Annotated in this window: 22 protein-coding genes; 14 read left to right on the forward strand and 8 right to left on the reverse strand. The window is 29.5% G+C overall.

From position 1 onward, the window contains the following. Window positions 1–144: 144 nt before the first annotated feature. The 6 genes from lysA (at window position 145) to FMAG_RS10555 (ending at window position 6,510) form a co-directional block, all read left to right on the forward strand. Entirely contained in the window at window positions 145–1,449 is a 1,305-nt protein-coding gene (gene lysA, locus FMAG_RS10530) for a diaminopimelate decarboxylase (protein ID WP_005886541.1), read from the forward strand. Between the two features lie 159 nt (window positions 1,450–1,608). After that, the gene (dapF, locus tag FMAG_RS10535) at window positions 1,609–2,445 is read left to right on the forward strand and encodes a diaminopimelate epimerase (protein ID WP_005886543.1); all 837 of its coding nucleotides are present in this window, start codon (window positions 1,609–1,611) and stop codon (window positions 2,443–2,445) included. A gap of 11 nt (window positions 2,446–2,456) precedes the next feature. Then, window positions 2,457–3,686, forward strand: coding sequence for a dicarboxylate/amino acid:cation symporter (locus tag FMAG_RS10540; protein ID WP_005886545.1), 1,230 nt, complete (start codon window positions 2,457–2,459; stop codon window positions 3,684–3,686). Window positions 3,687–3,775: 89 nt separating this feature from the next. Then, window positions 3,776–4,966 (forward strand): ATP-grasp domain-containing protein, encoded by a 1,191-nt coding sequence (locus FMAG_RS10545; RefSeq protein WP_005886547.1) that lies wholly within the window; start codon window positions 3,776–3,778, stop codon window positions 4,964–4,966. 14 nt (window positions 4,967–4,980) lie between these two features. Next, the gene (locus FMAG_RS10550; protein WP_005886548.1) at window positions 4,981–5,733 is read left to right on the forward strand and encodes an esterase family protein; all 753 of its coding nucleotides are present in this window, start codon (window positions 4,981–4,983) and stop codon (window positions 5,731–5,733) included. 9 nt (window positions 5,734–5,742) lie between these two features. Next, window positions 5,743–6,510, forward strand: a complete 768-nt coding sequence (locus FMAG_RS10555; RefSeq protein ID WP_005886549.1) for an alpha/beta hydrolase — start codon at window positions 5,743–5,745, stop codon at window positions 6,508–6,510. A gap of 87 nt (window positions 6,511–6,597) precedes the next feature. On the opposite strand, the gene FMAG_RS10560 is transcribed toward FMAG_RS10555, so the two are convergent. The 3 genes from FMAG_RS10560 to FMAG_RS10570 form a co-directional block, all read right to left on the reverse strand. Next, window positions 6,598–7,278: a DUF554 domain-containing protein gene (locus FMAG_RS10560; RefSeq protein ID WP_005886550.1), complete on the reverse strand. Its 681-nt coding sequence runs from the start codon at window positions 7,276–7,278 to the stop codon at window positions 6,598–6,600. Window positions 7,279–7,291: 13 nt separating this feature from the next. Beyond that, window positions 7,292–8,725 (reverse strand): beta-Ala-His dipeptidase, encoded by a 1,434-nt coding sequence (pepD, locus tag FMAG_RS10565; RefSeq protein ID WP_005886551.1) that lies wholly within the window; start codon window positions 8,723–8,725, stop codon window positions 7,292–7,294. 68 nt (window positions 8,726–8,793) lie between these two features. Then, window positions 8,794–10,329 (reverse strand): ABC transporter substrate-binding protein, encoded by a 1,536-nt coding sequence (locus FMAG_RS10570; RefSeq protein WP_005886552.1) that lies wholly within the window; start codon window positions 10,327–10,329, stop codon window positions 8,794–8,796. A 400-nt stretch (window positions 10,330–10,729) separates the two neighbouring features. On the opposite strand from FMAG_RS10570, the gene FMAG_RS10575 reads away from it, so the two are divergent. The 5 genes from FMAG_RS10575 (at window position 10,730) to nox (ending at window position 15,009) form a co-directional block, all read left to right on the forward strand. Beyond that, window positions 10,730–11,509, forward strand: a complete 780-nt coding sequence (locus FMAG_RS10575) for an MBL fold metallo-hydrolase (protein WP_005886553.1) — start codon at window positions 10,730–10,732, stop codon at window positions 11,507–11,509. 10 nt (window positions 11,510–11,519) lie between these two features. Then, a complete protein-coding gene (locus tag FMAG_RS10580; protein WP_005886554.1) occupies window positions 11,520–12,110 on the forward strand; it encodes a uracil-DNA glycosylase in 591 nt (196 codons plus the stop codon). Continuing rightward, window positions 12,103–12,654, forward strand: coding sequence for a 5-formyltetrahydrofolate cyclo-ligase (locus FMAG_RS10585; protein WP_005886555.1), 552 nt, complete (start codon window positions 12,103–12,105; stop codon window positions 12,652–12,654). The genes FMAG_RS10580 and FMAG_RS10585 overlap by 8 nt, the downstream gene beginning before the upstream one ends. 55 nt (window positions 12,655–12,709) lie before the next feature. Continuing rightward, window positions 12,710–13,459 (forward strand): YebC/PmpR family DNA-binding transcriptional regulator, encoded by a 750-nt coding sequence (locus tag FMAG_RS10590; RefSeq protein WP_005886556.1) that lies wholly within the window; start codon window positions 12,710–12,712, stop codon window positions 13,457–13,459. Window positions 13,460–13,677: 218 nt separating this feature from the next. After that, on the forward strand, window positions 13,678–15,009 hold the full coding sequence (nox, locus tag FMAG_RS10595) for a H2O-forming NADH oxidase (protein ID WP_005886557.1): 1,332 nt from the start codon (window positions 13,678–13,680) through the stop codon (window positions 15,007–15,009). Between the two features lie 234 nt (window positions 15,010–15,243). On the opposite strand, the gene FMAG_RS10600 is transcribed toward nox, so the two are convergent. Next, the gene (locus FMAG_RS10600; protein ID WP_005886559.1) at window positions 15,244–15,966 is read right to left on the reverse strand and encodes a YaaA family protein; all 723 of its coding nucleotides are present in this window, start codon (window positions 15,964–15,966) and stop codon (window positions 15,244–15,246) included. A gap of 119 nt (window positions 15,967–16,085) precedes the next feature. Between FMAG_RS10600 and FMAG_RS10605 the strand changes: the two genes are divergently transcribed. Continuing rightward, entirely contained in the window at window positions 16,086–16,724 is a 639-nt protein-coding gene (locus FMAG_RS10605; RefSeq protein WP_005886561.1) for a GNAT family N-acetyltransferase, read from the forward strand. A 65-nt stretch (window positions 16,725–16,789) separates the two neighbouring features. Here the strand turns inward: FMAG_RS10605 and FMAG_RS10610 are convergent, their stop codons facing one another. Genes FMAG_RS10610 through FMAG_RS10625 form a run of 4 tightly spaced genes read right to left on the reverse strand, consistent with a single transcriptional unit; the run spans window position 16,790 to window position 19,726 of the window. Beyond that, window positions 16,790–17,548, reverse strand: coding sequence for an EFR1 family ferrodoxin (locus tag FMAG_RS10610; protein WP_005886562.1), 759 nt, complete (start codon window positions 17,546–17,548; stop codon window positions 16,790–16,792). Window positions 17,549–17,558: 10 nt separating this feature from the next. Continuing rightward, the gene (locus FMAG_RS10615) at window positions 17,559–18,320 is read right to left on the reverse strand and encodes an EI24 domain-containing protein (RefSeq protein WP_005886563.1); all 762 of its coding nucleotides are present in this window, start codon (window positions 18,318–18,320) and stop codon (window positions 17,559–17,561) included. After that, on the reverse strand, window positions 18,307–18,942 hold the full coding sequence (locus tag FMAG_RS10620; protein ID WP_005886564.1) for a histidine phosphatase family protein: 636 nt from the start codon (window positions 18,940–18,942) through the stop codon (window positions 18,307–18,309). The genes FMAG_RS10615 and FMAG_RS10620 overlap by 14 nt, the downstream gene beginning before the upstream one ends. A gap of 13 nt (window positions 18,943–18,955) precedes the next feature. Further along, on the reverse strand, window positions 18,956–19,726 hold the full coding sequence (locus FMAG_RS10625) for a M48 family metallopeptidase (protein ID WP_005886565.1): 771 nt from the start codon (window positions 19,724–19,726) through the stop codon (window positions 18,956–18,958). 104 nt (window positions 19,727–19,830) lie between these two features. Between FMAG_RS10625 and kdsB the strand changes: the two genes are divergently transcribed. Then, on the forward strand, window positions 19,831–20,571 hold the full coding sequence (kdsB, locus tag FMAG_RS10630; RefSeq protein ID WP_005886566.1) for a 3-deoxy-manno-octulosonate cytidylyltransferase: 741 nt from the start codon (window positions 19,831–19,833) through the stop codon (window positions 20,569–20,571). A gap of 16 nt (window positions 20,572–20,587) precedes the next feature. Continuing rightward, entirely contained in the window at window positions 20,588–22,168 is a 1,581-nt protein-coding gene (locus FMAG_RS10635) for a SpoIID/LytB domain-containing protein (RefSeq protein WP_005886567.1), read from the forward strand. Window position 22,169 lies beyond the last annotated feature (1 nt).

The following is a 22,169-nucleotide window of genomic DNA, read 5'->3' on the forward strand; positions in this document are numbered from 1 at the left end:
AATTTATTAAAAAAGTTAAAAGATAGCAAGGAGTAAATAGTAGAAAATATTGAGAGATATTAAAACTATTTTACTTGGAGCTATCTTTTTTTATTAAAAAATTATTAAATAACAGAATGAAAATAGAACAAGTGGAGGAGAAAGATGAGATTTTTTGGAACGATGAAAGATGAGCAGGGAGTATTATCAATAGGGGGAGTAAAGGTTACTGAGTTAGCTCAAAAATATGGGACACCACTTTATATAATGGACCAAGAGCTAATAGAAAGTAATATGAGAAAATATAAAGAAAACTTTAAAAGTGATAAATTTCAAACACAGATAGTCTATGCGTCAAAGGCATTTTTAGCAAAAGCTATGTGTCAATTAGTAGAGAAATATGATATGGATATAGATGCAGTATCAGGAGGAGAGCTATATACAATAAAAGTAAGTGGACTTGATATGAAAAGAGTACATATGCATGGAAATAATAAGACTTTAGAAGAGTTAGAGATGTGTGTAGACTATGGGATAGGGAGTATAATCATAGATAATGAAACAGAGATAGAAAATTTATCATATGTGTGTGCTCAAAAAAATAAAAAAATAAAAGCTATGCTTAGAATAAATATTGGAATAGATGCTCATACTCATGAGTATATAAAAACATCTAAACATTCATCTAAATTTGGAGAATCAATTTTTGATGAGAAATTAGTAGGAATAGTAGAAAAAATTGTAAAAGATAAAAATATAGAGTTTTTAGGATTTCATTGTCATATTGGTTCTCAAATTTTTGATACAAAAGCATTCCATGAAGGAATAGAAACAATGGTAGTAGAAACAAAAAAGATAGCTGATACTTTAGGAATAAAAATTCCAGAGATAAATCTTGGTGGAGGTTTTGGAGTATACTATACAGAAAATGATGTAGAAGTAGATATTGAGAAATTTATGAGAAGTATGATAGAACATATAGAGAAAAGTTTAGATGAGCATAAATTAGAGATAGAGAAGGTATCTATTGAACCAGGAAGAAGTATAGTAGGAAATGCAGGAAGTACTCTTTATACAGTTGGGGGAATAAAACAAACTTATGGTGGAGTAAAATATATGTTTATAGATGGAGGAATGACAGATAATATAAGACCTGCTCTTTATCAAGCTGAATATGAAGCAGTTATAGCTAATAGACTAGATGAAAAAGAGAGGGAAGTGGTAACTGTAGCTGGAAAATGTTGTGAGTCTGGAGATTTAATTATAAAAGGAAAGAGTTTACCAAAGGGAGAAAAGGGAGATTTACTATTAGTTTCTACTACAGGAGCTTATGGTTACTCTATGTCTAGCAACTATAATAAATTAGCAAGACCAGCAGTGGTATTTGTAAAAAATGGAAAAGCCTCTTTAGCTATTAGAAGAGAGAGTTTTGAAGACTTAATAAGAAATGATTTGGCTATAGAGCTATAGTTCTTCAAAAATGAATAGTATTTTTAGTAAAACTCTTGAAAAAAATAGTTTTTTTCTGAAAAAGTATGAACAAAAAAATAAAGAATTTGAGAAATAGGAAAAACAGAGAAATTTTATTACAATATTAGAGGTATTTAAAATAGGTAAAGAGGAGGGAATATGAGATTTTCAAAATTACAAGCTGCAGGGAATGATTTTATCTTAGTCAATGGACTAGAGTATAGAGATTTAGATTTAAGTAGTACAGCGAAAAAAGTTTGTGATAGACATTTTGGAATAGGTGCAGATGGACTTATGACTTGTGAGGAGAGTAAAGTTGCAGATATAAAGATGAATTATTATAACTCTGATGGGTCAAGAGGAGAGATGTGTGGGAATGGAATAAGATGTTTTTCAAAATTTGTCTATGATAATGGAGTAGTGAGAAAAAAGAGTTTTTCAGTAGAAACTGATGCTGGAATAAAATATATAGATCTTACTTTAGAGAGTGAAGAGGTAAAATATATATCAGTGGATATGGGAAGAGCAGATTTTAGAGCCACTTCTGTTCCTTGTACATTAGATAGTGAAATTATTTTAGAAAAAGAGATAGAGGTAGAAGGACAAAAGTTAAAAATTTCATCTGTTTTAATGGGAGTACCTCATACTGTGATTTTAGTAGATGACTATGATAACTATGATATAGATAGATTAGGAAAAGCTATAGAGTATAGTATGGATATTTTTCCAAGAAAGACTAATGTAAATTTTATTCAAGTAGTAGATGATGAAAATATTATTATAAAGACTTGGGAGAGGGGAGCTTCAAGAACATTAGGTTGTGGAACAGGGTGCTGTTCATCTGCTGTTATAGCTCATAAACTTGGAAAAATCAAAGGAAATAGTGTAAAACTTACCACAGAGGGTGGAGAGGTTTTTGTAACTTTTGATAATGAATATAATGTAATAATGAAAGGTAGTGCAGAAACAATTTGCACTGGAGAGTTTTTAAAATAGGAGGAAGAATTGTGAATAAAAAAAGTATCTGGGAGGCTTATAGATTTTCTATAATCTTAATAGGAGCTATAATAATTGGAAGTTTTATAGGGGTTCATTTTGGAGAGAAAGCTAAGGTTTTAAAACCATTAGGAGATTTATTTATAAATGGAATGTTTACAATAGTTGTACCATTAGTCTTTGTAACAATTAGTAGTTCAATATCTAGTATGAGTGATATGACTAGATTAAAAAGTATATTAAAAAACCTTATTTTAGTATTTGTTTCAACAGGTGCAGTAGCTGCAGTTATTATTTTAATAATAGTAAATATTTTTCCACCAGCTCAAGGAGTTAATTTAAGTCTTACAACTGCAGAGGCACTTCAACCATTTCAAACAGGGGATCAAATTGTAAAAGCTATTACAGTTACAGATTTTCCAGAGTTAATATCTAGAAAAAATATGTTACCACTTATACTTTTTTCTATAGTATTTGGACTTTGCGTAAATATGGTAGGAGAGAAGGGAAAAGTAATATCTAATGGATTAGATGCTTTAGCAGAGGTATTTTTAAAAATGATAAATCTATTGATGTACTATGCACCAATAGGATTAGGGGCATATTTTGCTGCTCTTGTTGGAGAGTATGGAAAAGAGTTATTAGGGTCATACACAAGAGCTATGATAATCTACTATCCACTTTGTTTAGTATATTTTGTAGTGATGTTCCCAATATATGGATATATATCTGCTGGAAAAGATGGAGTGAGAGCTATGAAAAATCTAATATCTCCAGCTATTACTTCAATAGCTACTCAAAGTAGTATAGCTACCCTTCCTGTAAACTTAGATGCTGCTAAAAAAATAGGTGTGCCTAAGGATATCAGAGAGATAGTTTTACCAATAGGAGCTACTGCTCATATGGATGGAACAGTTTTTAGTTCTATTTTAAAAATCTCTTTCCTATTTGGAATTTTTAATGTTCCTTTTGAGGGAATTGGAACTTATGCAAGTGCTTTACTTCTTTCTATATTAGGGGGAGTGGTAATGTCAGGTGTTCCTGGTGGAGGACTTATAGGGGAGATGCTAATAGTTACTATGTATGGTTTCCCAGCAGAAGCTTTCCCAATAATTGCTACTATTGGTTATCTTGTAGACCCACCAGCAACTATGATAAATGCTACTGGAGATACAGTTGCTGCTATGCTTGTTACAAGAATAGTTGAAGGAAAAGATTGGATCAAGAGAAACTTAGGATAGTGTAAAGGAAAGTTATCCTTTACATTATCTTTTAATTGTGGTATATTTTTATTTAATAACTAAGTATTCATAAACATAGGGGGGATTTTATGAATTTTATTTTTATATCACCAAACTTTCCAAAAAGTTATTGGAATTTTTGTAGAGGATTAAAAAATAATGGAGTTAACACTCTAGGAATAGGAGATGCTGATTATGACTTTTTAAGTGATGAGTTAAAAGAATCATTAAATGAGTATTATAAAGTGTCTTCTTTAGAAAACTATGATGAAGTGTACAGAGCTTGTGCTTATTTTGCTTTTAAGTATGGAAAAATTGATTGGTTAGAATCAAATAATGAATACTGGTTATTAAGAGATGCACAACTTCGTACAGATTTTAATATTACATCTGGTTTAAAAAATGATAAGATAGCTGGAATAAAATATAAGAGTAAAATGAAAGAGTTTTATGAAAAAGCTGGAGTTAAAACAGCTAGGTACCATATGGTTTCAACTTTTGAAGAGGGGAAAAAATTTACTGATATGGTAGGATTTCCAGTTGTAGTAAAACCTAATAATGGAGTTGGAGCAGCAGCTACTTATAAATTAAGAGATGAAGGAGAGATGAAATTTTTCTATGATAATCTAGGAGAAGAGGAGTATATCATGGAGGAATTTATCAATGGAGAGCTTCTTTCTTATGATGGAATAGCTGGTAGAAATAGGGAGATTATTTTTGAGACAGCTCATGCATATCCAGTACCAATAATGGAGATAGTAAATAATGGAATGGATGTTATGTATTATTCTTTTAGAGAGATTCCAGAGGATTTAAAAGAAGCAGGAAGAAGAGTAGTACAAACTTTTGATACTAATAGTAGATTTTTCCATTGTGAATTTTTTAGATTGTTAGAAGATAAACCAGGATTAGGAAATAAAGGGGATATTATAGGATTAGAGGTAAATATGCGTCCACCTGGAGGATATACACCAGATATGATGAACTTTGCAAATGATATAGATGTATATCAAATTTGGGCAAATATGATAACTTATAATAAAGGATTCTATAATAAAGATTCTAGACCATATTGTTGTGTTTATGCAGCAAGAAGAGATGGATATAGATATGTTCATAGCATAGATACAGTATTAAATAGATATAAATATAATATTGTAATGAAAGAGAGAATGCCTGAAGTTTTATCTGGAGCTATGGGAAATGATATGTTAACAGCTAGATTTCCAGAGCAAGAGCAAGCTATGGAATTTATTGATTTTTACTTAAAAAAGATGTAACTAGGGGGAGTTTTATGCATGTAAATCATTATAAACAGTACAGCCATAATTTAGGAAGAGAGATGGAATTTTTAGTATATGGACATAGTGGAAGACCAATTGTTGTTTTTCCAGCTCAAGATGGAAGATTCTATGATTTCTATAATTTTGGAATGGTAGATGCAGCTGCTGACTATATAAATCAAGGGAAGATTATGCTATTTTGTGTAGATAGTATAGATGGAGAATCTTGGTCTAGGCTTGGAGAGAATTATGAAGCTAGAATAGAGCAACATAATAGATGGTTTAAATATATAGTAGATGAAGCTATACCTAAATTTAAGCAGATATATGGAGATAGAACAGGAAATTACAACTGTAAATTTATGACAACAGGTTGTAGTATGGGGGCTTATCATGCTTTGAACTTTTTCTTACGTTGTCCAGATATTTTTGATGGAGTAATAGCTTTAAGTGGATTATATCATGCAGGATATTTCTTCCCAAATTACAACAATGGAATGATTTATGAAAACTCTCCAAATGATTATATGAGAAATATGTCTTGGAACCATGAATTTTTAGGAAAATATAGAAATTCAGATATTATCCTATGTTGTGGACTAGGTAGATGGGAAGAGGAGTGTATAAAAGATACTGGAGATTTAAAAAAGGAATTTGACAGATTACAAGTTCCTGTTTGGATAGATTTCTGGGGTTATGATGTAGATCATGACTGGCCTTGGTGGAAAGTGCAATTCCCTTATTTTTTACAATATGTTGTATAGGAGTTAAATATGATACTAAAAGAAAATATATATATTGAATCTTTTAAATTACATAGAACACTACATATATACCTTCCAGATGATATACAACCAGATGAAAGATTTCCAGTTATATATATGTTTGATGGACACAATCTATTTAATGATTCAGATGCTACATATGGAAAATCATGGGGAATAAAGGATGCTCTTGATACTCATAATCAAAGAATTATAGTGGTAGGATTAGAGTGTAATCATGAAGGAAATATGAGACTTTGTGAATTTTCTCCATACTCTTTTAAAGACAAATTTTTTGGAGAAGTTACAGGACTAGGTAAAACTACTATAGAGTGGATATGTGAAACTTTAAAACCATATATAGATGAAAAATTTCCAACTAAACCTGAAAGAGAGTATACAGCAATAGGTGGAAGTTCAATGGGAGGTTTAATGTCAGTATATGGTCTTGCAGCTAGGTCGGATATATTTTCAATGGGAATATGTGTATCTCCTTTTTATGAGCATGTTTTTAAAAAATTAGTAGATGATATTTCTAAATTTAAAATTCATAAAAAGACAAAAGCTTATATTAGCTGGGGGAGATATGAGTTTCACACTAAAAAACAACTAGCAGTTGGAACAGAAAAAAATATGATAGTAACCAGAATTTTTTCGCAAAAGGGAGTTACTGTATATCCTCATATGATGGTAGAGGGAGCTCATAATGAGGAGTCATGGGAGAAAGAAACTTTTGCTTGGTTATATGAGTTAGGATTATATAAGAAACATAGATAGAGAAAAAAGAGAGAATGACTATTTTAAGATAGTGTTCTCTCTTTTCTTTTTAATTTGAAGATATCTAAGTAGTTATAGAAAAATTTATTATATAAATCTTTTAATTATAAAAAATATTACAGGAATAAGTATAGCAGGAAGAATATCAAGAGTTTTGATATTTTTTATTTTTAATATCCCAAGTCCAGTAGCTGTAATTAAAAATCCTCCCACAATACAAAGCTCAACTATTAAGTCTTCACTAAAAAAATCTAAACATACATATCTTGTTAAAACATAGATACTTCCCTGCCAGCAAAATAGAATAAGAGCCACAACTATAATTCCTATTCCGTAGGTAGAAGAGAATATAATTGAAGTTACAAAATCTAGTGAGGCATTTGTAAATAAAAAAGTATAATCATTTTTTAATGCTGCCATTACAGATCCTACTATTGATAATGACCCTATACAAAAGAGTAAAGCAGCAGTAACAATCCCTTCTCCTAAATTTCCTTTAGTATATTTTTTCATTATATTTTGAAGTTTTGTATCTAAATCAAGCTTAGTTCCTATGACAGAACCAAGAACTAAACTTATGATAAATAAAACAGGATAGTGGCTTTTTCCCATATTGGATATAATGGAGTTAAAACCTATACCACAAGCAGCAAGTCCACAAGCATTGAGCATAGCTTCTTCATATTTTTTTGGAATCCCTTTTTTTACTAATCCACCTATTGTACACCCTATTATTATAGCACTAGTATTGACAATTGCCCCCAACATATTGAATCTCTCCTTATAAATTAGATAGTAAAAGTTTTAAGAAATTATACATTTTATCAAAAGATTCTAAGTTCATAGCTTCATCTGGAGTATGGGCATTTTTACAATCAGGACCTAGAGTTATAATATCTAGTTCTGGAATTAAAGCTTTGAATATTCCACACTCTAATCCACCATGAGTGGCTAAAACTTGAATATCTTTTTGATAAAAATCTTTATATAGAGTTTTTAATCTCTCTCTAAATTCAGATACAGGAGAGTATTCCCAAGCTGAGAAATGAGCATCTACTACATAGGAAACATTAAACAGTTGAGAAAGGAATTTAAGATTTTCCATTCCCTCTTGATTATATGATTCTAAAGCACCACGAAGAGATACAGTAAATTTTATTTTATTTTCTTTTGTAGTTATTACTCCAAGATTTTGAGAGGCTGTTGTAAGATTTTCAAAAGCTAAACTTCTATGTTGTAATCCACTTGGAATAAGATATAGCACATTGATAATCTCATCGCTCTCTTTTTTAGTGATAATTTTTTCACTATTACTTTTTAGTAGAGAGATATATACACCATTGTCAGAAAATTCTAACTCTTTTTTAACTTCCTTTTCTATATTTTTAACTAGTTCATCTATTGTTTCAAAATTTTCAGCACAAGAGAAAGTGGCAAAAGCTTCCCTTGGAATAGCATTCATTTTAGAACCACCATCTATATTTACAAGGTTGATTCCAAAGTTTTTATTTAAATGGTAAAGGATTCTAGTAACTATTTTTATAGAGTTTCCTTTCTCTAGGTGGATTTGTCCTCCAGAGTGCCCCCCTGACAATCCTTTTACTTCTATCTTATATGTAGGTAAGGAGTTTTTTTCATAAGTGATAGATTTTGTAAAGGTAGAGATAAGAGCTCCAGCACAAGATACATAAGTATTAGACTCACTACCATTATCAAGGTTTATAAATTTTTTTCCAGAAAAATACTCTTTTTTTAAATTGATAGCTCCAAATAATCCAACTTCTTCTTGAACTGTAAATACACACTCAAGAGCTGGATGAGCTATATCTTTTTCTGTAAGTAGAGCTAGCATATATGCTACTCCATATCCATCATCTGCTCCTAAAGTTGTTCCTTTAGCTTTTACCCAACCATCTTCTACTTGAAGAGAAAGAGAATCAGTTTCAAAATTATGGTTACAATCTATATTTTTTTCACATACCATATCAATATGAGCTTGTAATATTATAGTAGCATGATTTTCGTATCCAGAAGAGGCAGGTTTATATACAATTACATTTCCCATCTCATCTTGAATATATTTGTACCCTAACTCTTTAGCTATATTTACAATATAGTTACTAAGTTGTTGTTCATTATAAGAACCATGAGGTATTTTAGAAATTTCCTCAAAATATTTTTGATGTAATAAATCTTTGTTTAATACATAGTTCATAAGTATCCCTCCCAATGTTTTATATTATAAGTTATACTATAAAATTACTAAATTTTCTAGTTAATATTTTAGTTTTCTAAGATAGAGATATCAGCTAAATTAATATCTCCAGTACTAGAAAGAGTCAAACCTTTAACTTTTTTATTTATTCCCATATTTAATTTGTTATAAACAAGAGTATAGTGAGGTAAATCCTTTTGAATCTCTTCTTGAGCTTCTTTATATAAAGATAGTCTTTTTTCTTCATCAATAGATGTTCTAGCCATATCTAGTAATGAATCTACTTTTGGAGAGAAATAATTACTTCTGTTAGCAGAAACATCTCTTTGAGAAGAGTGGAACATAGGGTATAAGATACCATCAGCATCTCCAGTAGAACCACTCCAAGAAAATAAGTAAAGAGGTTTATTGTGTTCTAAAGTTTTAGTTAAAAATGTTCCCCATTCAAAAACTTCAATATCCACATCTATACCTATCTCTTTAAGCTGTCCTTGAATAATAACACACATATCTACCCTAGTAGATTCATCATTTACCCATAATTTTAAAGGAAAACCATTTGGATATCCAGCCTCAGCTAATAATTTTTTTGCAAGCTCAATATTTTGCTTATAGTAATCAATATCTTTATGTCCAGCTACAGCACTAGGTAGAGGAGAGTTTGCTGGAGATGCAGAACCTCTAAATACAGCTTCAGCAAGAGTTTTATTATCAATAGCATAACTGATAGCTTGTCTTATTCTTATATCTTTAAATAGAGGATTAGTTTGGTCAAAAGATAGATATAATTGTGCAGAAGACTCAACCTCAATAAGAGATAAATCTTTGTGGTTAATCAAAGCCTCTCTATCCATTATACCAATATCGAAACTAGCATCTATCTCTTCAGTTTCTAGAGCAATCATTCTATTACTTACTTCTGGAATGCTTCTGAAAATTACTTTTTCAACTTTAGGTTTTTCTCCCCAGTAATCTTTGAAAGAGTTAAGAGTGATTCTATCTCCAGCTATCCAACTTTCAAAAGTAAAAGCTCCAGTTCCAACAGGATTTTTAAAAAACTCCTCTCCAGCAAGAGTAGCAGCTTTTTTATTGACAATAGAAGCAGCAGTAGAAGCTAAATGTTTAAGTAAAGCTCCAAAAGGGTAAGAGGTAATAATTTTAACACTATTGCTATCAACTATTTCCACCTCTTTTATCATATTTAAAAGATATGAAGTTTGAGGAGAAACAGCAGCTTTTTCTAAAGAGTATTTGACATCCTCTGGAGAAAGGGTATCTCCATTGTGGAATTTTACCCCTTCTCTTAAATGAAATAGCATAGTACACTCATCTAATCTTTCCCAAGAAGTAGCAAGTGCTGGTTGAATATTTCCATCTATATCTAATTTAACTAATGGCTCAAACATAGCATCAATAACATGGTTAGAAACAGTATCTATACTTCTTTGAGGATCTAATGTTTTTACATCAGATTTTTGAGCAATGATAAAATCTTTTTTGTATTTAGGAGTAGAAGAAATTTTTTCCTGTTTATTGGATAAAACTCCATGGCAACTAATAAGTACAATAATTAAAATCAGTAACAATAAAACTTTCTTTTTCATATAAAATATCCCCCTTGATGTTTTTAGAGTATAAAAAAAAACAGCCATGAAGGCTGTTTAAAAAACTACACTAAATTTAAATATCTTTTTATTGTAAAGTATAAAAAGGTATCAGAAAAAATTTAACATATTAAAACATAACCTAGCATTAGAAAAACATTGTCTATTCTTTTTTGAAAACATAAAATAATAAAAGTAAAAGAATACAAAGTAACTAAAGCTAAAATATGTTCTAAACATTAAATTTTCCTCCTTTTCAAATTTTATCTTGTAGAGGATTATATTCCTCTTTGGAAAAAATGTCAAGAAAAAATTAAAATATTCTCAAAATTAGTTTTTTATGGTATAAATTATATATTGATATTATTTAGATTTTTTAATCTTAGAAGGGAAAAAATAGATGAAAATTTCAATACTTGGAAGTGGAAGTGGAGGAAATGCCACATACATAGAGAGTGAAAATGGAAAAATCTTAATAGATGCAGGATTTAGTTGTAAAAAGATAGAAGAAAGACTTTCTATTATTCAAAGGGATATCTCTGATATAAATGGAATACTAATAACCCATGAACATATAGACCATATACAAGGGGCAGGGATAATCTCAAGAAAATACAATGTTCCTATCTATATCACTCCAGAGAGCTTTAAAGCTGGAGAGAGTAAATTAGGAAAAATAGCAGCAGAAAATCTTAGATTTATAGATAATGAAAAGTTTATAATAAACGATAGTCTACTTGTAAAGCCTTTTGACGTGATGCATGATGCTTGTAGAACAGTAGGATATAGAATAGAGTCTCAAAATGGAAAGGTTGCAGCTATCTCTACTGATATAGGATATGTAAATAATATAGTGAGAGAAAATTTTAAAGAGGTAGATATTATGGTAATAGAGAGTAACTATGACTATAATATGCTTATGAATTGTAACTATCCTTGGGATTTAAAAGCTAGGGTTAAGAGTAGAAATGGGCATCTTTCAAATAATGAAGCAGCTAAATTTATAAAAGAGATGTATAATGAAAAACTAAAAAAAGTATATTTAGCTCATATAAGTAAGGATAGTAATAATCCAGATATAGTGAGGGATACAATAGCTCAAGAGTTGAGAGAGAGTAGAATCAGATTGGAATATGAGTTAGCAAAACAGGACAGAGCCACTGAATTATTTGAACTTTAGGAGGTGCAAGATGGAAGAGATAGATAATTTTTGGGAAGAGATAAAGTTTGAAGTAGGAAGTTTAGGAAAAACTTATGGAGATATATCAGAGAGAAAAACTCTCATAGGAAGTGGAAATAGAGAGGCAGATATTTTATTTATAGGAGATGATCCAGATCTATATCAAAATGAAGATTTAAAAGTAGCTCCTAGTTCAAGTGGGGAGTTTTTAATAAAGCTTTGTGATATAGAGGGAATTACACCAGATGATTATTATATTACAACATTGGCTAAGAAAGATTGTAAATTTTCAGAGTTTATGGAAGAAGAGAGAGAGCAACTAAAAGAGTTACTAAATCTACAAATTGCCTTGGTTAAGCCCAAAATAATTGTAGTTTTAGGTTCAGAGGTAGCTGAAACTTTATTAGATAGAGATGTGAAGTTAGGAGAAGAGAGAGGGAATATTTTAGAGTGGATAGGAGGAATAAAACTTCTTATCACTTATGATGTAAACTTTGTAAAAAAATCAAGAAATGAAGCAGGGAAAAAATCAAGAGCTGCTCTAGAATTTTGGAATGATTTGAAAATTTTAAAACAAGAGTTGAATAAAATAGATGGATAAAAAAAGTTTGAGATTAAAGATAAAAAAACTTAGAGATTCAATGGGAAAAGATCAAAGAGAGCTTGAGAGTAAAATTCTTTGTAAAAAAATTTTACAATTAGATGAATATAAAAATGCTAGAAAAATTTTATCTTTTATGAATTTTGGAAGTGAAGTGGAGATAGAGAGATTGAATGAAAAGATATTAGAAGAGAATAAGATTCTCTATCTTCCTAGAGTAGAAAAAGATGGTACTCTTTCAATAGTTGAATATGGAAAAGGATTTTCTATTGGGAGCTATGGAATAAGAGAGCCTATTGGGGATAATTATTTAGGAAATTTAGATTTAATAATCACTCCTGGACTTGCCTTTGATCTGGAAGGAAATAGATTGGGATATGGAAAAGGTTATTATGACAAACTTTTTCTTAATAATTTTTCTACTTTAAAAATAGCTCCTATCTTTGATATTCAATTAGTTGAGAGTATTCCATATGAAGAGCATGATATAAAAATAGATATGATAATTACAAAAAATGAGATTTTAAGAATTAAGAAGTATTGAAAAAACTTAGTTAATATGGTAAAATTTTATATAAGAAAAAATTAGGAGGTTTATTGTGGCAGGACATAGTAAATGGGCAAATATCCAATACAGAAAGGGAGCTCAAGATAAGAAAAGAGCCAAATTATTTACAAAATTTGGAAAAGAGTTAACAATTGCAGCTAAGGAAGGTGGGGGAGACCCTAACTTCAACCCAAGATTAAGACTTGCAATTGAGAAGGCAAAAGCTGGAAACATGCCTAAAGATATATTAGAAAGAGCAATTAAAAAAGGTACAGGGGAATTAGAAGGTGTAGACTTCATAGAGATGAGATATGAAGGATATGGACCAGTAGGAACAGCTTTTATAGTTGATGTTGTTACTGATAATAAAAATAGATCAGCTTCTGAATTAAGAATGACTTTCACAAGAAAAGGTGGAAACTTAGGAACTGATGGTGCTGTTGCTTGGATGTTTAAAAAGCAAGGAGTTATAACAGTAAAATCTGAAGGAATCGATGCTGACGAGTTTATGATGGCAGCATTAGAAGCTGGAGCAGAAGATGTTTCTGAAGAGGATGGAGTATTTGAAGTAATTACTGATTATACAGAGTTCCAAACTGTATTAGAAAATTTAAAAGCAGCTGGATATAATTATGAAGAAGCTGAAATAGCTATGAATCCAGAAAATAAAGTTCAAATTACAGATTTAGATACAGCTAAGAAAGTTATGGCACTTTATGAAGCTTTAGATGATTTAGATGACGTTCAAGAAGTTTATGCTAACTTTGATATAGCTGATGATATTTTAGCTCAATTAGACTAATAAAATAATAATGAGAAGATTTATTTTTGATAGATAAGTCTTCTCTTTTTTTTGAAATATAAGTTTAAACTCTAAAAAATATCACTTTAAATATTAAACTATACTATTTTGGTTAAAAATAACTCTGCTTAGAGTTAAAAAATGGAAGTAAAATAATTTGAAAAAACTAAACAAAGATAGTATAGTATCTTTATAGAAATAGTTTAGGGAGGTATATTGTGAGTAAAATAGTAGTAGTAGGAGCAAATCATGCTGGAACAGCAGCTATAAATACAATGTTAAATAATTATTCAAATAATGAGGTAGTAGTATTTGATAGAAATTCAAATATTAGTTTCTTAGGGTGTGGAATGGCACTTTGGATAGGAAAACAAATCTCTGGTCCAGAGGGATTATTCTATGCAACAAAAGAGGGATTAGAAGCTAAAGGAGCTAAAATCCATATGGAAACTGAGGTAACTAATATAGACTTTGATAAAAAAGTAGTGTATGCAACTGGAAAAAATGGAGAGAAGTATGAGGAATCATATGATAAATTAGTTCTTTCAACAGGTTCATTACCTATAGATTTAAATATTCCAGGAAAAGATTTAGAAAATGTACAATTTGTAAAGCTATATCAACATGCTGAAGATGTAATAAAAAAATTAGAGAACAAGGAGTTCAATAATATAGTAGTAGTAGGTGCTGGATATATCGGAGTAGAACTTGCTGAAGCTTTCCAAAGAATAGGAAAAAATGTAGAACTAATTGACTTAGCAGACAGTTGTTTATCAGGATATTATGATAAAGAGTTTAGAGATTTAATGAATAAAAATCTAGCTGATAATGGAATCAACTTAAATTATGGAGAGAAAGTTCTTGAAATAAAAGGAAATGGTAAAGTTGAAGAAGTAATTACAGATAAAAAATCATATAAAGCTGATATGGTAATATTAGCAGTTGGATTTGTACCAAATACTAAATTAGGAAAAGATAAGTTAGAGTTATTTAAAAATGCTTATAAAGTAGACTTAACACAAAAAACAAGTTTAGAAGATGTATATGCAATAGGAGATTGTGCTACTGTATATGATAACTCAATTCAAGATACTAACTATATAGCATTAGCTACTAATGCTGTACGTTCTGGAGTTGTAGCAGCTCATAATGTATGTGGAACAAAATTAGAAAGTATAGGAGTTCAAGGTTCTAATGGAATATCTATCTATGGATTAAATATGGTTTCAACAGGACTTACATTAGAAAAAGCTAAAAAATTAGGGTACAATGCTGTGGCAACTTGCTATGAAGACTTACAAAAACCTGGATTTATAGAACATAATAATGATAAAGTATTAATTAGCATAGTTTATGATATGGATACAAGAAGGGTTTTAGGAGCACAATTAGCTTCTAGGCAAGATATCTCTATGGGAATTCATATGTTCTCACTAGCTATTCAAGAGGGAGTAACTATTGATAAATTAAAACTATTAGATATCTTCTTCTTACCTCACTTCAATCAACCATATAACTATATAACAATGGCAGCTTTAAGTGCTAAATAGGTATAAAAAATAAAATAATTTGAAACGATTAGAGATTTCCAAGTTAAAAAGAAAACTAAGAATTGTTCCATATTCCAAGAAGTTGATTAACTACGAGCTTATTTCACTAAAAATGCAAGGGTTAAGTCTTCGACTTATTGCATTTTTTAGCGTTCGATTTCGCTGAGTTAATCTAACTTCTCTTCATAAATTACACAATTCTTTGAGTTTTCTTTAGTTGATATATTATCTGAATTATTTTATAAAAAATAATTTAGTTTCTGTGGAGTTTTCTGGAGAAAATTTATAATTATCTTCAGAGAACTCTTTTATTTTTTCTAAATCCTCTATTTGATTTAAAGTTATATAATTGAGCATCATTCCTCTAGCTTTTTTTCCCTCTGTACTGATATTTTTTAATTTTCCATCAATATTTTGTCTAAACTCAATATCAATCACTTTAAATTTTTTATAATCTAAAATTTTAGAAAACTCTTTAGAAGCAAGATTAATAAAAATTTCTGTGGAATATTTATCAAGATAGTTATTAATATCTCTACTCCAAAATTTGTACATACTCTCATCTAAAATATTTATAGTCATATCTAAACGGTAAGGTTTAATTTCTGTATTAGGAGAGATTGCTCCATAGAGAGCTGATAGAATAAAAAGATTTTTATTTAGATATTCTATCTCCTTATCACTAAATTTTTCTATTTCTAATTGTCTAAAAGTAACTCCATCATAAAGAGAGAGAGCTCTATAAGAAGATAAAGTAGCAAAATTTTGAATATTATTATAAGTTTCTTCTAAAAGTTTACCTTTTAATTTAAAAAGATTACCTATCTCCTCTATTGAAAAAGATTTTAATTTTTCTATAAGAGCTTTTGTATGATTAGTAAATTCTACATCTTTACTATTTTTTAAATCTATATTTTTATATTTCATTGTTTTACTTGGAGAAAAAATTATCTTCATAAATAGCCTCGCTTTTTTTATAATATTTTATCTAATTTTAAAAAGAAGTTCAATAGAAATTATTTACTTGATATAAAATAACTGATACAATAAAAGAAAAATAAGGCAAAGGGGTAGTTATGAGTATAATCATAAGGCAAGAAGAGGAAAGAGATTATAGAAGAGTTGAAGAGATAGCAAGAGAAGCTTTTTGGAGTCTATATTTTCCAGGAACAGATATACCTGTTGTAGTAAATAAATTACGTAGAAGTTCAGACTTTATAAAAGAACTAACTTATGTAATTGAAGTAAATGGGAAGGTAGAAGGAGCAATTTTTTATACTAATTCTAAGATAATAGATAAGAAAGAGGAAGAGCATAAGGTTATATCTTTTGGACCTGTATTTATCTCTCCAGAATTTCATAGACAAGGATTAGGAAGAAAATTAATAACTTACACAATAGAAAAAGCTAAAGAGATGGGGTATAGAGCAATAATAACTTTAGGTTATCCATATCACTATGAACCATATGGTTTTTTAGGTGGTAAAAAATATGGAATTTCTATGCCAGATATGAAATTTTATAAAGGGCTTTTAGTGCTGTCATTATATGAAGGAGCTTTAGAAAATATATCAGGATATGTTATATTTTCTGATGATTTAGAAGCAACTCAAGAAGAGATAGAAGAGTTTGACAAGAGATTTCCATATAAGGAAAAAGGTTTTCAAGAGAGTCAGTTAGAGTATGAAAAAGCTTGTGCTGAATTAGATGAATAAATTAAAAGGAGTTTAGAAGTATATATTACTTAAAAACTCCTTTTTAAATTGTGATTTAAAGATACTTATTTTCTAATAATTTCATTTAACTTGATATTTGGATTGTGATATTTTCTTCTATTTTTTATTGTAAAATTTTTCATATAGATAGCTTCTTTTGGACACCAATGAAAACAAGCAAGGCAATGAGTACAATTTGAATTAAATATAGGTTTTCCATTTTGTAATTCAATATTTTTAGTTGGACATACTTGTTTGCAGATTCCACAGCTAATACAACTATCATTTACAATAAATTTTTTAGGGGAGAACTCCCACTCTGAAAATAGCTTCATTATATAATATTGAAAAATTTGGAAATAATTATTAGATAATTTTCTATTAATTCTCTTTTTAATATCTTCAATAACAGGAATAATATCTATTTCTACTTGTTTTAATTTCTCATTATCTTTTTCTATTGGAAATAGTATAGCATTATCTGGCATAAATAAAATATTTTCATAATTTATATTTTTATTTTGAGATTTTAAAATTTTTCTAAAATTTATAAAAGTAGCCCCTGCAATACTATAGCAATTTGGGAGAGCAAATATATATTCTATTTTGGAAAAATCAAATTTTTTAATAATATTTTTTACAAGTGGAGGGATATCCCCAAAATATACAGGAAAAATAAATCCAACTTCTTTAGATTTTGGAGTAATTTTTTCAAAACGTGAGAGAGTTTCTATTGGAATTAAATTACAATCTATGAAACTTTCTTTAATTTTTTTAGCAATATACAGGGAATTCCCAGTTCCAGAAAAATAATAAATTTCCATAATATCTCCTTTATTTAGTTGAGATAGAATTAGATTGAGGATAATCTTTAAGTAGCTCTAAAGTTATCTTAGTAGTAGCTATACAGGTAATAAGTGGAGCTATAAATATTCCAATAATTGGAATAAAAAATAGAAGTGTAAAGATTCCACCACAAAGTGCAGCATACACTCTTTGTTTTTTTAAAAATTCAAGGCTTTCCTTTGGAGTAAGATTATATCTTTCTAAGGTATAATCCATAAATGAAAAACCTGTAAAATATCCTTGAATAATAAATATAAGTAGTGGGATAGATAAATTTATTGGGAAAATAAATCCAAGTAACATTACTACACAAGTCCCAACCATCTGTTTAAAAAAACTTTTTAAGCCGATATCAATACCTCTTAATAAAAATTTAATATTATCTCCAAAAGTGAAATCAAATTTTTTTCCTGTAAGATGAGTTTCCACTCTTTCTGATATATATCCAAGAATAGGGGAGATAATTACAAGAAGTAATGATTTATAAACTAGATAGTAGAAAAATATCGTACATATCCATATTAAAATTTTTATTAAAACATATATGATAGAGCTATATTCTCCAAGTTTGAAAAAATTTTCAAAAGCTGTAGCAATACTTAGAGATAGATAATCTCCTAAATATACAAAAATTCCAAAGAGTATTAAACTTATAATCCCAGGCAGGAAGTAAAATTTCTTAAGTCCAGCTTCTCTAACAATTTTAAAAGCATCTAAAAAAGAGTTAAAAACCAAATTAATAGTTTTCATAATCATCTGCTCCAAGATGTGAAACATCAGAGAAAATATCTACACTATATTTTCCATCTGTATAATCTACTATTGAAAGACTTGTGTTTTGAGGAACTGCTACCTTTCCTAATTCATCAAAACTGATACCCTTTATAACCTTAAATATAGCTTTCAAAGTCATTCCATGAGTAACAACTACAATCACATCATCTTCTTTATGATTTTCAGTTATTTTTTTCAATCCTCTTTCTACTCTTTCTATAAGCTGAGGAAAAGTTTCTCCATCATAAGGGATTGGATTATAATCTTTTGGATTGAAGAAAAAATTGTGAAATTGCTCAGGATATGTAGCTTCAAACTTTTCTCTAGGAACACCTTCCATTCTTCCTACTGATATCTCTTTAAACTCATCAATTGTTTCTATTTTGATATCTCTATCTCCTATTATAAGTTTTGATGTTTCAATAGTTCTACCAAGAGGAGAAGAGTAAAAATTTGTAAACTCTGTATTTTTTAATCTCTCTCCTAATTTTTTAGCTTGTTCTCTTCCCTTTTCTGTAAGTGGAGAATTAGATGAACCTTGGAAAATTCTTAAAGTATTCCATACTGTTTCTCCATGTCTGATAAAATAAATTTTCATAATTTCGTCCTTTCTATTTTGTAATATTTTTAAATTTTTCACTTTGTAAAAAGTTTTTTATGTTGTTTATTCTGGTAGTATCGCTAGGATGTGTACTTAAAAACTCTGGTTGTCCACCACCAGAAGAAGTTTTCATTCTTTCCCAAAAACTTATAGCAGTATTAGGGTTATAGCCAGCTAATTTCATAAAAATAAGCCCTAATTCATCAGCCTCTGTTTCATGTTCTCTACTATATTTTAAAAGAACAAGATTTGAAGCACCACCATATATTTGAGTAGGGAGTCCCATAGAGTTTAAAATAGAACCACCGAGATTTTGTAGTACTGAATAGCTTGCTTGTTCTCTTCCATGTTCAGCAATAGCATGAGCTATCTCATGGGACATAACAACAGCTAGTCCATTTTCATCTTTAGTATAAGGGAGGATCCCACTATAGACAGCTACCTTACCTCCAGGCATACACCAAGCATTAGGAACACTATTTTCTATTAAGTTAAACTCCCATTGATATTTAAATTTAGATATTTTTTGCTCTGGATGTTCTTTAAAATATCTATCAACAGCATTAGCAATTCTATTTCCAACTTTTTTAACAAGTTTAGCATCACTGTTATTTAGAACTTTACTATGAACAATAATTTCTCTATATTGAGAATAGCTTTGATTAATCATATCCTCTTCAGAAACTAAAAGTAATTGTTTTCTTCCAGAAATAGGAGCATTGGTACAAGCTATAAATAAAGTTAAAAGTAATGAGATAAAAAATATTTTTTTTATTTTCATATAATCCCCTCCTGAATTATCTTAACCAAAGATATTTTATTATTTAGAGATATTTGATATAATATGTTATAATATATTGTACTCGATTTTAAGGAGGTTGTAAAATGAAATTTTTAGGAGTAATACCATCGAGATATGCTTCAACTAGATTAGAAGGAAAGCCATTAAAAGATATTTGTGGACATACTATGATAGAGTGGGTGTATAAAAGGACAAAACTTTCTAATCTTGATGAAGTGGTAGTAGCTACTGATGATGAAAGAATATATAAGGAAGTTGAAAGATTTGGAGGAAAAGCTATACTTACTAGTAAGGAGCATGAAAATGGAACTAGTAGAATAGCAGAGGTTTGTACAAAATATGAAGACTATGATGTTATAGTTAATGTTCAAGGAGATGAGCCATTAATAGAGCCAGAGATGATTAACTCTATAATCAATTCTTTTAAAGAGGATGACACTATTTCAATGAGCACATTAAAATACAAGATAGACACTATGGAAGAGATAGAAAATCCAAACTATGTAAAAGTAATAACTGATAAAAAAGGCTATGCACTATATTTTTCAAGAAGTGTAATCCCTTATCCAAGAAAGCTAGATATACAAAATTACTATAAACATGTGGGGATATATGGATATAAGAGAGATTTTGTAGTAGAATATGCAAAAATGGAGCCAACACCATTAGAATTATCAGAGTCATTAGAGCAACTTAGAGCTTTAGAAAATGGATATAGAATAAAAGTTATGGAGACTCCATATAAGATAATAGGGGTAGATACTCAAGAGGAGCTGGAAAAAGTAAGAGAATATATAAAAGAGAATGGGTTAAAATTAGATTAATATAAAGAGGAGAAAAATGAAAATTATAAAACAATTATCAATAGCGATAATTATAGGATTAGCATTGGTAGGATGTACTTCAACAGAAAGCTTTAGGGAGATAGGTGGAGTTCCTTACAAGGTAGAGAAAAATAGAGTAGAAGAGGGAGATTATACTCTAGATAACTCTTTTTTTAGAAAAAGAGGATTACCTATACCAAATGTTTTTAAAGGAAAGGATATAGAGTATCTTACTGCTAGAAATGATACCCTAAAAAAATATGATTATGATTTTTTTGATGGGGTAGATGAGAAACAAGCTTTAAAATTTTATAAAGATTTAGAGGTAAGAGGTTATGGAGATAATTCTCCTTATTGGAGATGGAAGATAACTCTTGATAAGGATGAATTTTTTACAGCTATAAAAAATAATCTACCATCTGTATATAGAGGTAGACCTGCAGAAGTACTTACTCTTGATGATGGGCAATGGAAATCTATCAAAATAACTGAGGCAGGTATAGGAAAAATAAAAGATGTAGAGGTAGCTGGAAGAGGAAAATCAGGAGTAGTTACCTATATTTTAATTACTACAAATAAAAATAAATACTTAGTTGCTAAAGAGTTAAATATTAGAAAACTTTTTGCTTTAACAAAATCTACAACTGAAAGTGGAAAAGATATTTTGATGTATGGAGCAAGAGGTGGAGCTGGAAAATATCAAGAGAGTCCAATTAGAAGAAATATAACTCTTTTGCCAGCCTCTTATTTTGTAATAGAATATACTGGTGGAAGAGCTAATATCTATGGTGGAGGATATGGACATGGTGTAGGGATGGGACAATATACTGCTTATGATTTAGCAAAAAATCATGGATACACATATAAACAAATTCTATCTAGACACTATCCACACTCTCAACTAAAAGATATGTATTCTTTAAAAGGGGTAGGGAAGATTATAAATGTAGGTATTACTACTAATAATTCTTTAGACCATAGCAAAGTGATACTATCTAGTAATGGAAAAATGAGAATAAATGGATCTGGATTTAAAATAGATGTACCAGCTAAACAAAAAGTTGTAATAATAAATAATGGAGATAGACTTTGGGTAAGTGTAGATGGAAAACATAGAGTAAAAACTGTAAATCCACTAGATATAACAGCTTATGGATATTATATAACTTTGGAAGGATTGAAAAAAGGACACACTACAACTCCTAGATATAGGGGAGATATGTTAATAAAACCATCTAAAACTAACTCTAAGAAAATAAGGGTAATAAATAAAGTAAAAATTGAAGATTATTTAAAACAAGTAGTACCAAGTGAGATGCCAGAAAGTTTTGGAGTGGAGGCATTAAAAGCACAAGCTGTAGCAGCTAGAACTTACGCTTTAAGTGACTACTTAAAAAACAGATATGAAAAAGATGGATTTCATGTAAAAGATACAACAGAAAGCCAAGTGTATAATAATGCAAAGGAGAATGAAAGCTCTACAAAGGCAATAGAAGCAACTTCTGGAAAAGTTCTTATGAATGATGGGAAACCAATTGATGCTAAGTACTTCTCTACTTCATCAGGATTTACAGAAGCAGCTAACTACATTTGGTAGG

Origin of the sequence: Fusobacterium mortiferum ATCC 9817 (assembly GCF_000158195.2) — a bacterium.
GTDB lineage: Bacteria > Fusobacteriota > Fusobacteriia > Fusobacteriales > Fusobacteriaceae > Fusobacterium_A > Fusobacterium_A mortiferum.

Bases quoted from the DNA above. Each gene is read 5' to 3' on its own strand.
- lysA (WP_005886541.1), top strand. From the start codon at position 145: ATGAGATTTTTTGGAACGATGAAAGATGAGCAGGGAGTATTATCAATA.
- dapF (WP_005886543.1), top strand. From the start codon at position 1,609: ATGAGATTTTCAAAATTACAAGCTGCAGGGAATGATTTTATCTTAGTC.
- FMAG_RS10545 (WP_005886547.1), top strand. From the start codon at position 3,776: ATGAATTTTATTTTTATATCACCAAACTTTCCAAAAAGTTATTGGAAT.
- FMAG_RS10550 (WP_005886548.1), top strand. From the start codon at position 4,981: ATGCATGTAAATCATTATAAACAGTACAGCCATAATTTAGGAAGAGAG.
- FMAG_RS10555 (WP_005886549.1), top strand. From the start codon at position 5,743: ATGATACTAAAAGAAAATATATATATTGAATCTTTTAAATTACATAGA.
- FMAG_RS10560 (WP_005886550.1), bottom strand. From the start codon at position 7,278: ATGTTGGGGGCAATTGTCAATACTAGTGCTATAATAATAGGGTGTACA.
- pepD (WP_005886551.1), bottom strand. From the start codon at position 8,725: ATGAACTATGTATTAAACAAAGATTTATTACATCAAAAATATTTTGAG.
- FMAG_RS10570 (WP_005886552.1), bottom strand. From the start codon at position 10,329: ATGAAAAAGAAAGTTTTATTGTTACTGATTTTAATTATTGTACTTATT.
- FMAG_RS10575 (WP_005886553.1), top strand. From the start codon at position 10,730: ATGAAAATTTCAATACTTGGAAGTGGAAGTGGAGGAAATGCCACATAC.
- FMAG_RS10580 (WP_005886554.1), top strand. From the start codon at position 11,520: ATGGAAGAGATAGATAATTTTTGGGAAGAGATAAAGTTTGAAGTAGGA.
- FMAG_RS10585 (WP_005886555.1), top strand. From the start codon at position 12,103: ATGGATAAAAAAAGTTTGAGATTAAAGATAAAAAAACTTAGAGATTCA.
- FMAG_RS10600 (WP_005886559.1), bottom strand. From the start codon at position 15,966: ATGAAGATAATTTTTTCTCCAAGTAAAACAATGAAATATAAAAATATA.
- FMAG_RS10605 (WP_005886561.1), top strand. From the start codon at position 16,086: ATGAGTATAATCATAAGGCAAGAAGAGGAAAGAGATTATAGAAGAGTT.
- FMAG_RS10610 (WP_005886562.1), bottom strand. From the start codon at position 17,548: ATGGAAATTTATTATTTTTCTGGAACTGGGAATTCCCTGTATATTGCT.
- FMAG_RS10615 (WP_005886563.1), bottom strand. From the start codon at position 18,320: ATGAAAACTATTAATTTGGTTTTTAACTCTTTTTTAGATGCTTTTAAA.
- FMAG_RS10620 (WP_005886564.1), bottom strand. From the start codon at position 18,942: ATGAAAATTTATTTTATCAGACATGGAGAAACAGTATGGAATACTTTA.
- FMAG_RS10625 (WP_005886565.1), bottom strand. From the start codon at position 19,726: ATGAAAATAAAAAAAATATTTTTTATCTCATTACTTTTAACTTTATTT.
- kdsB (WP_005886566.1), top strand. From the start codon at position 19,831: ATGAAATTTTTAGGAGTAATACCATCGAGATATGCTTCAACTAGATTA.
- FMAG_RS10635 (WP_005886567.1), top strand. From the start codon at position 20,588: ATGAAAATTATAAAACAATTATCAATAGCGATAATTATAGGATTAGCA.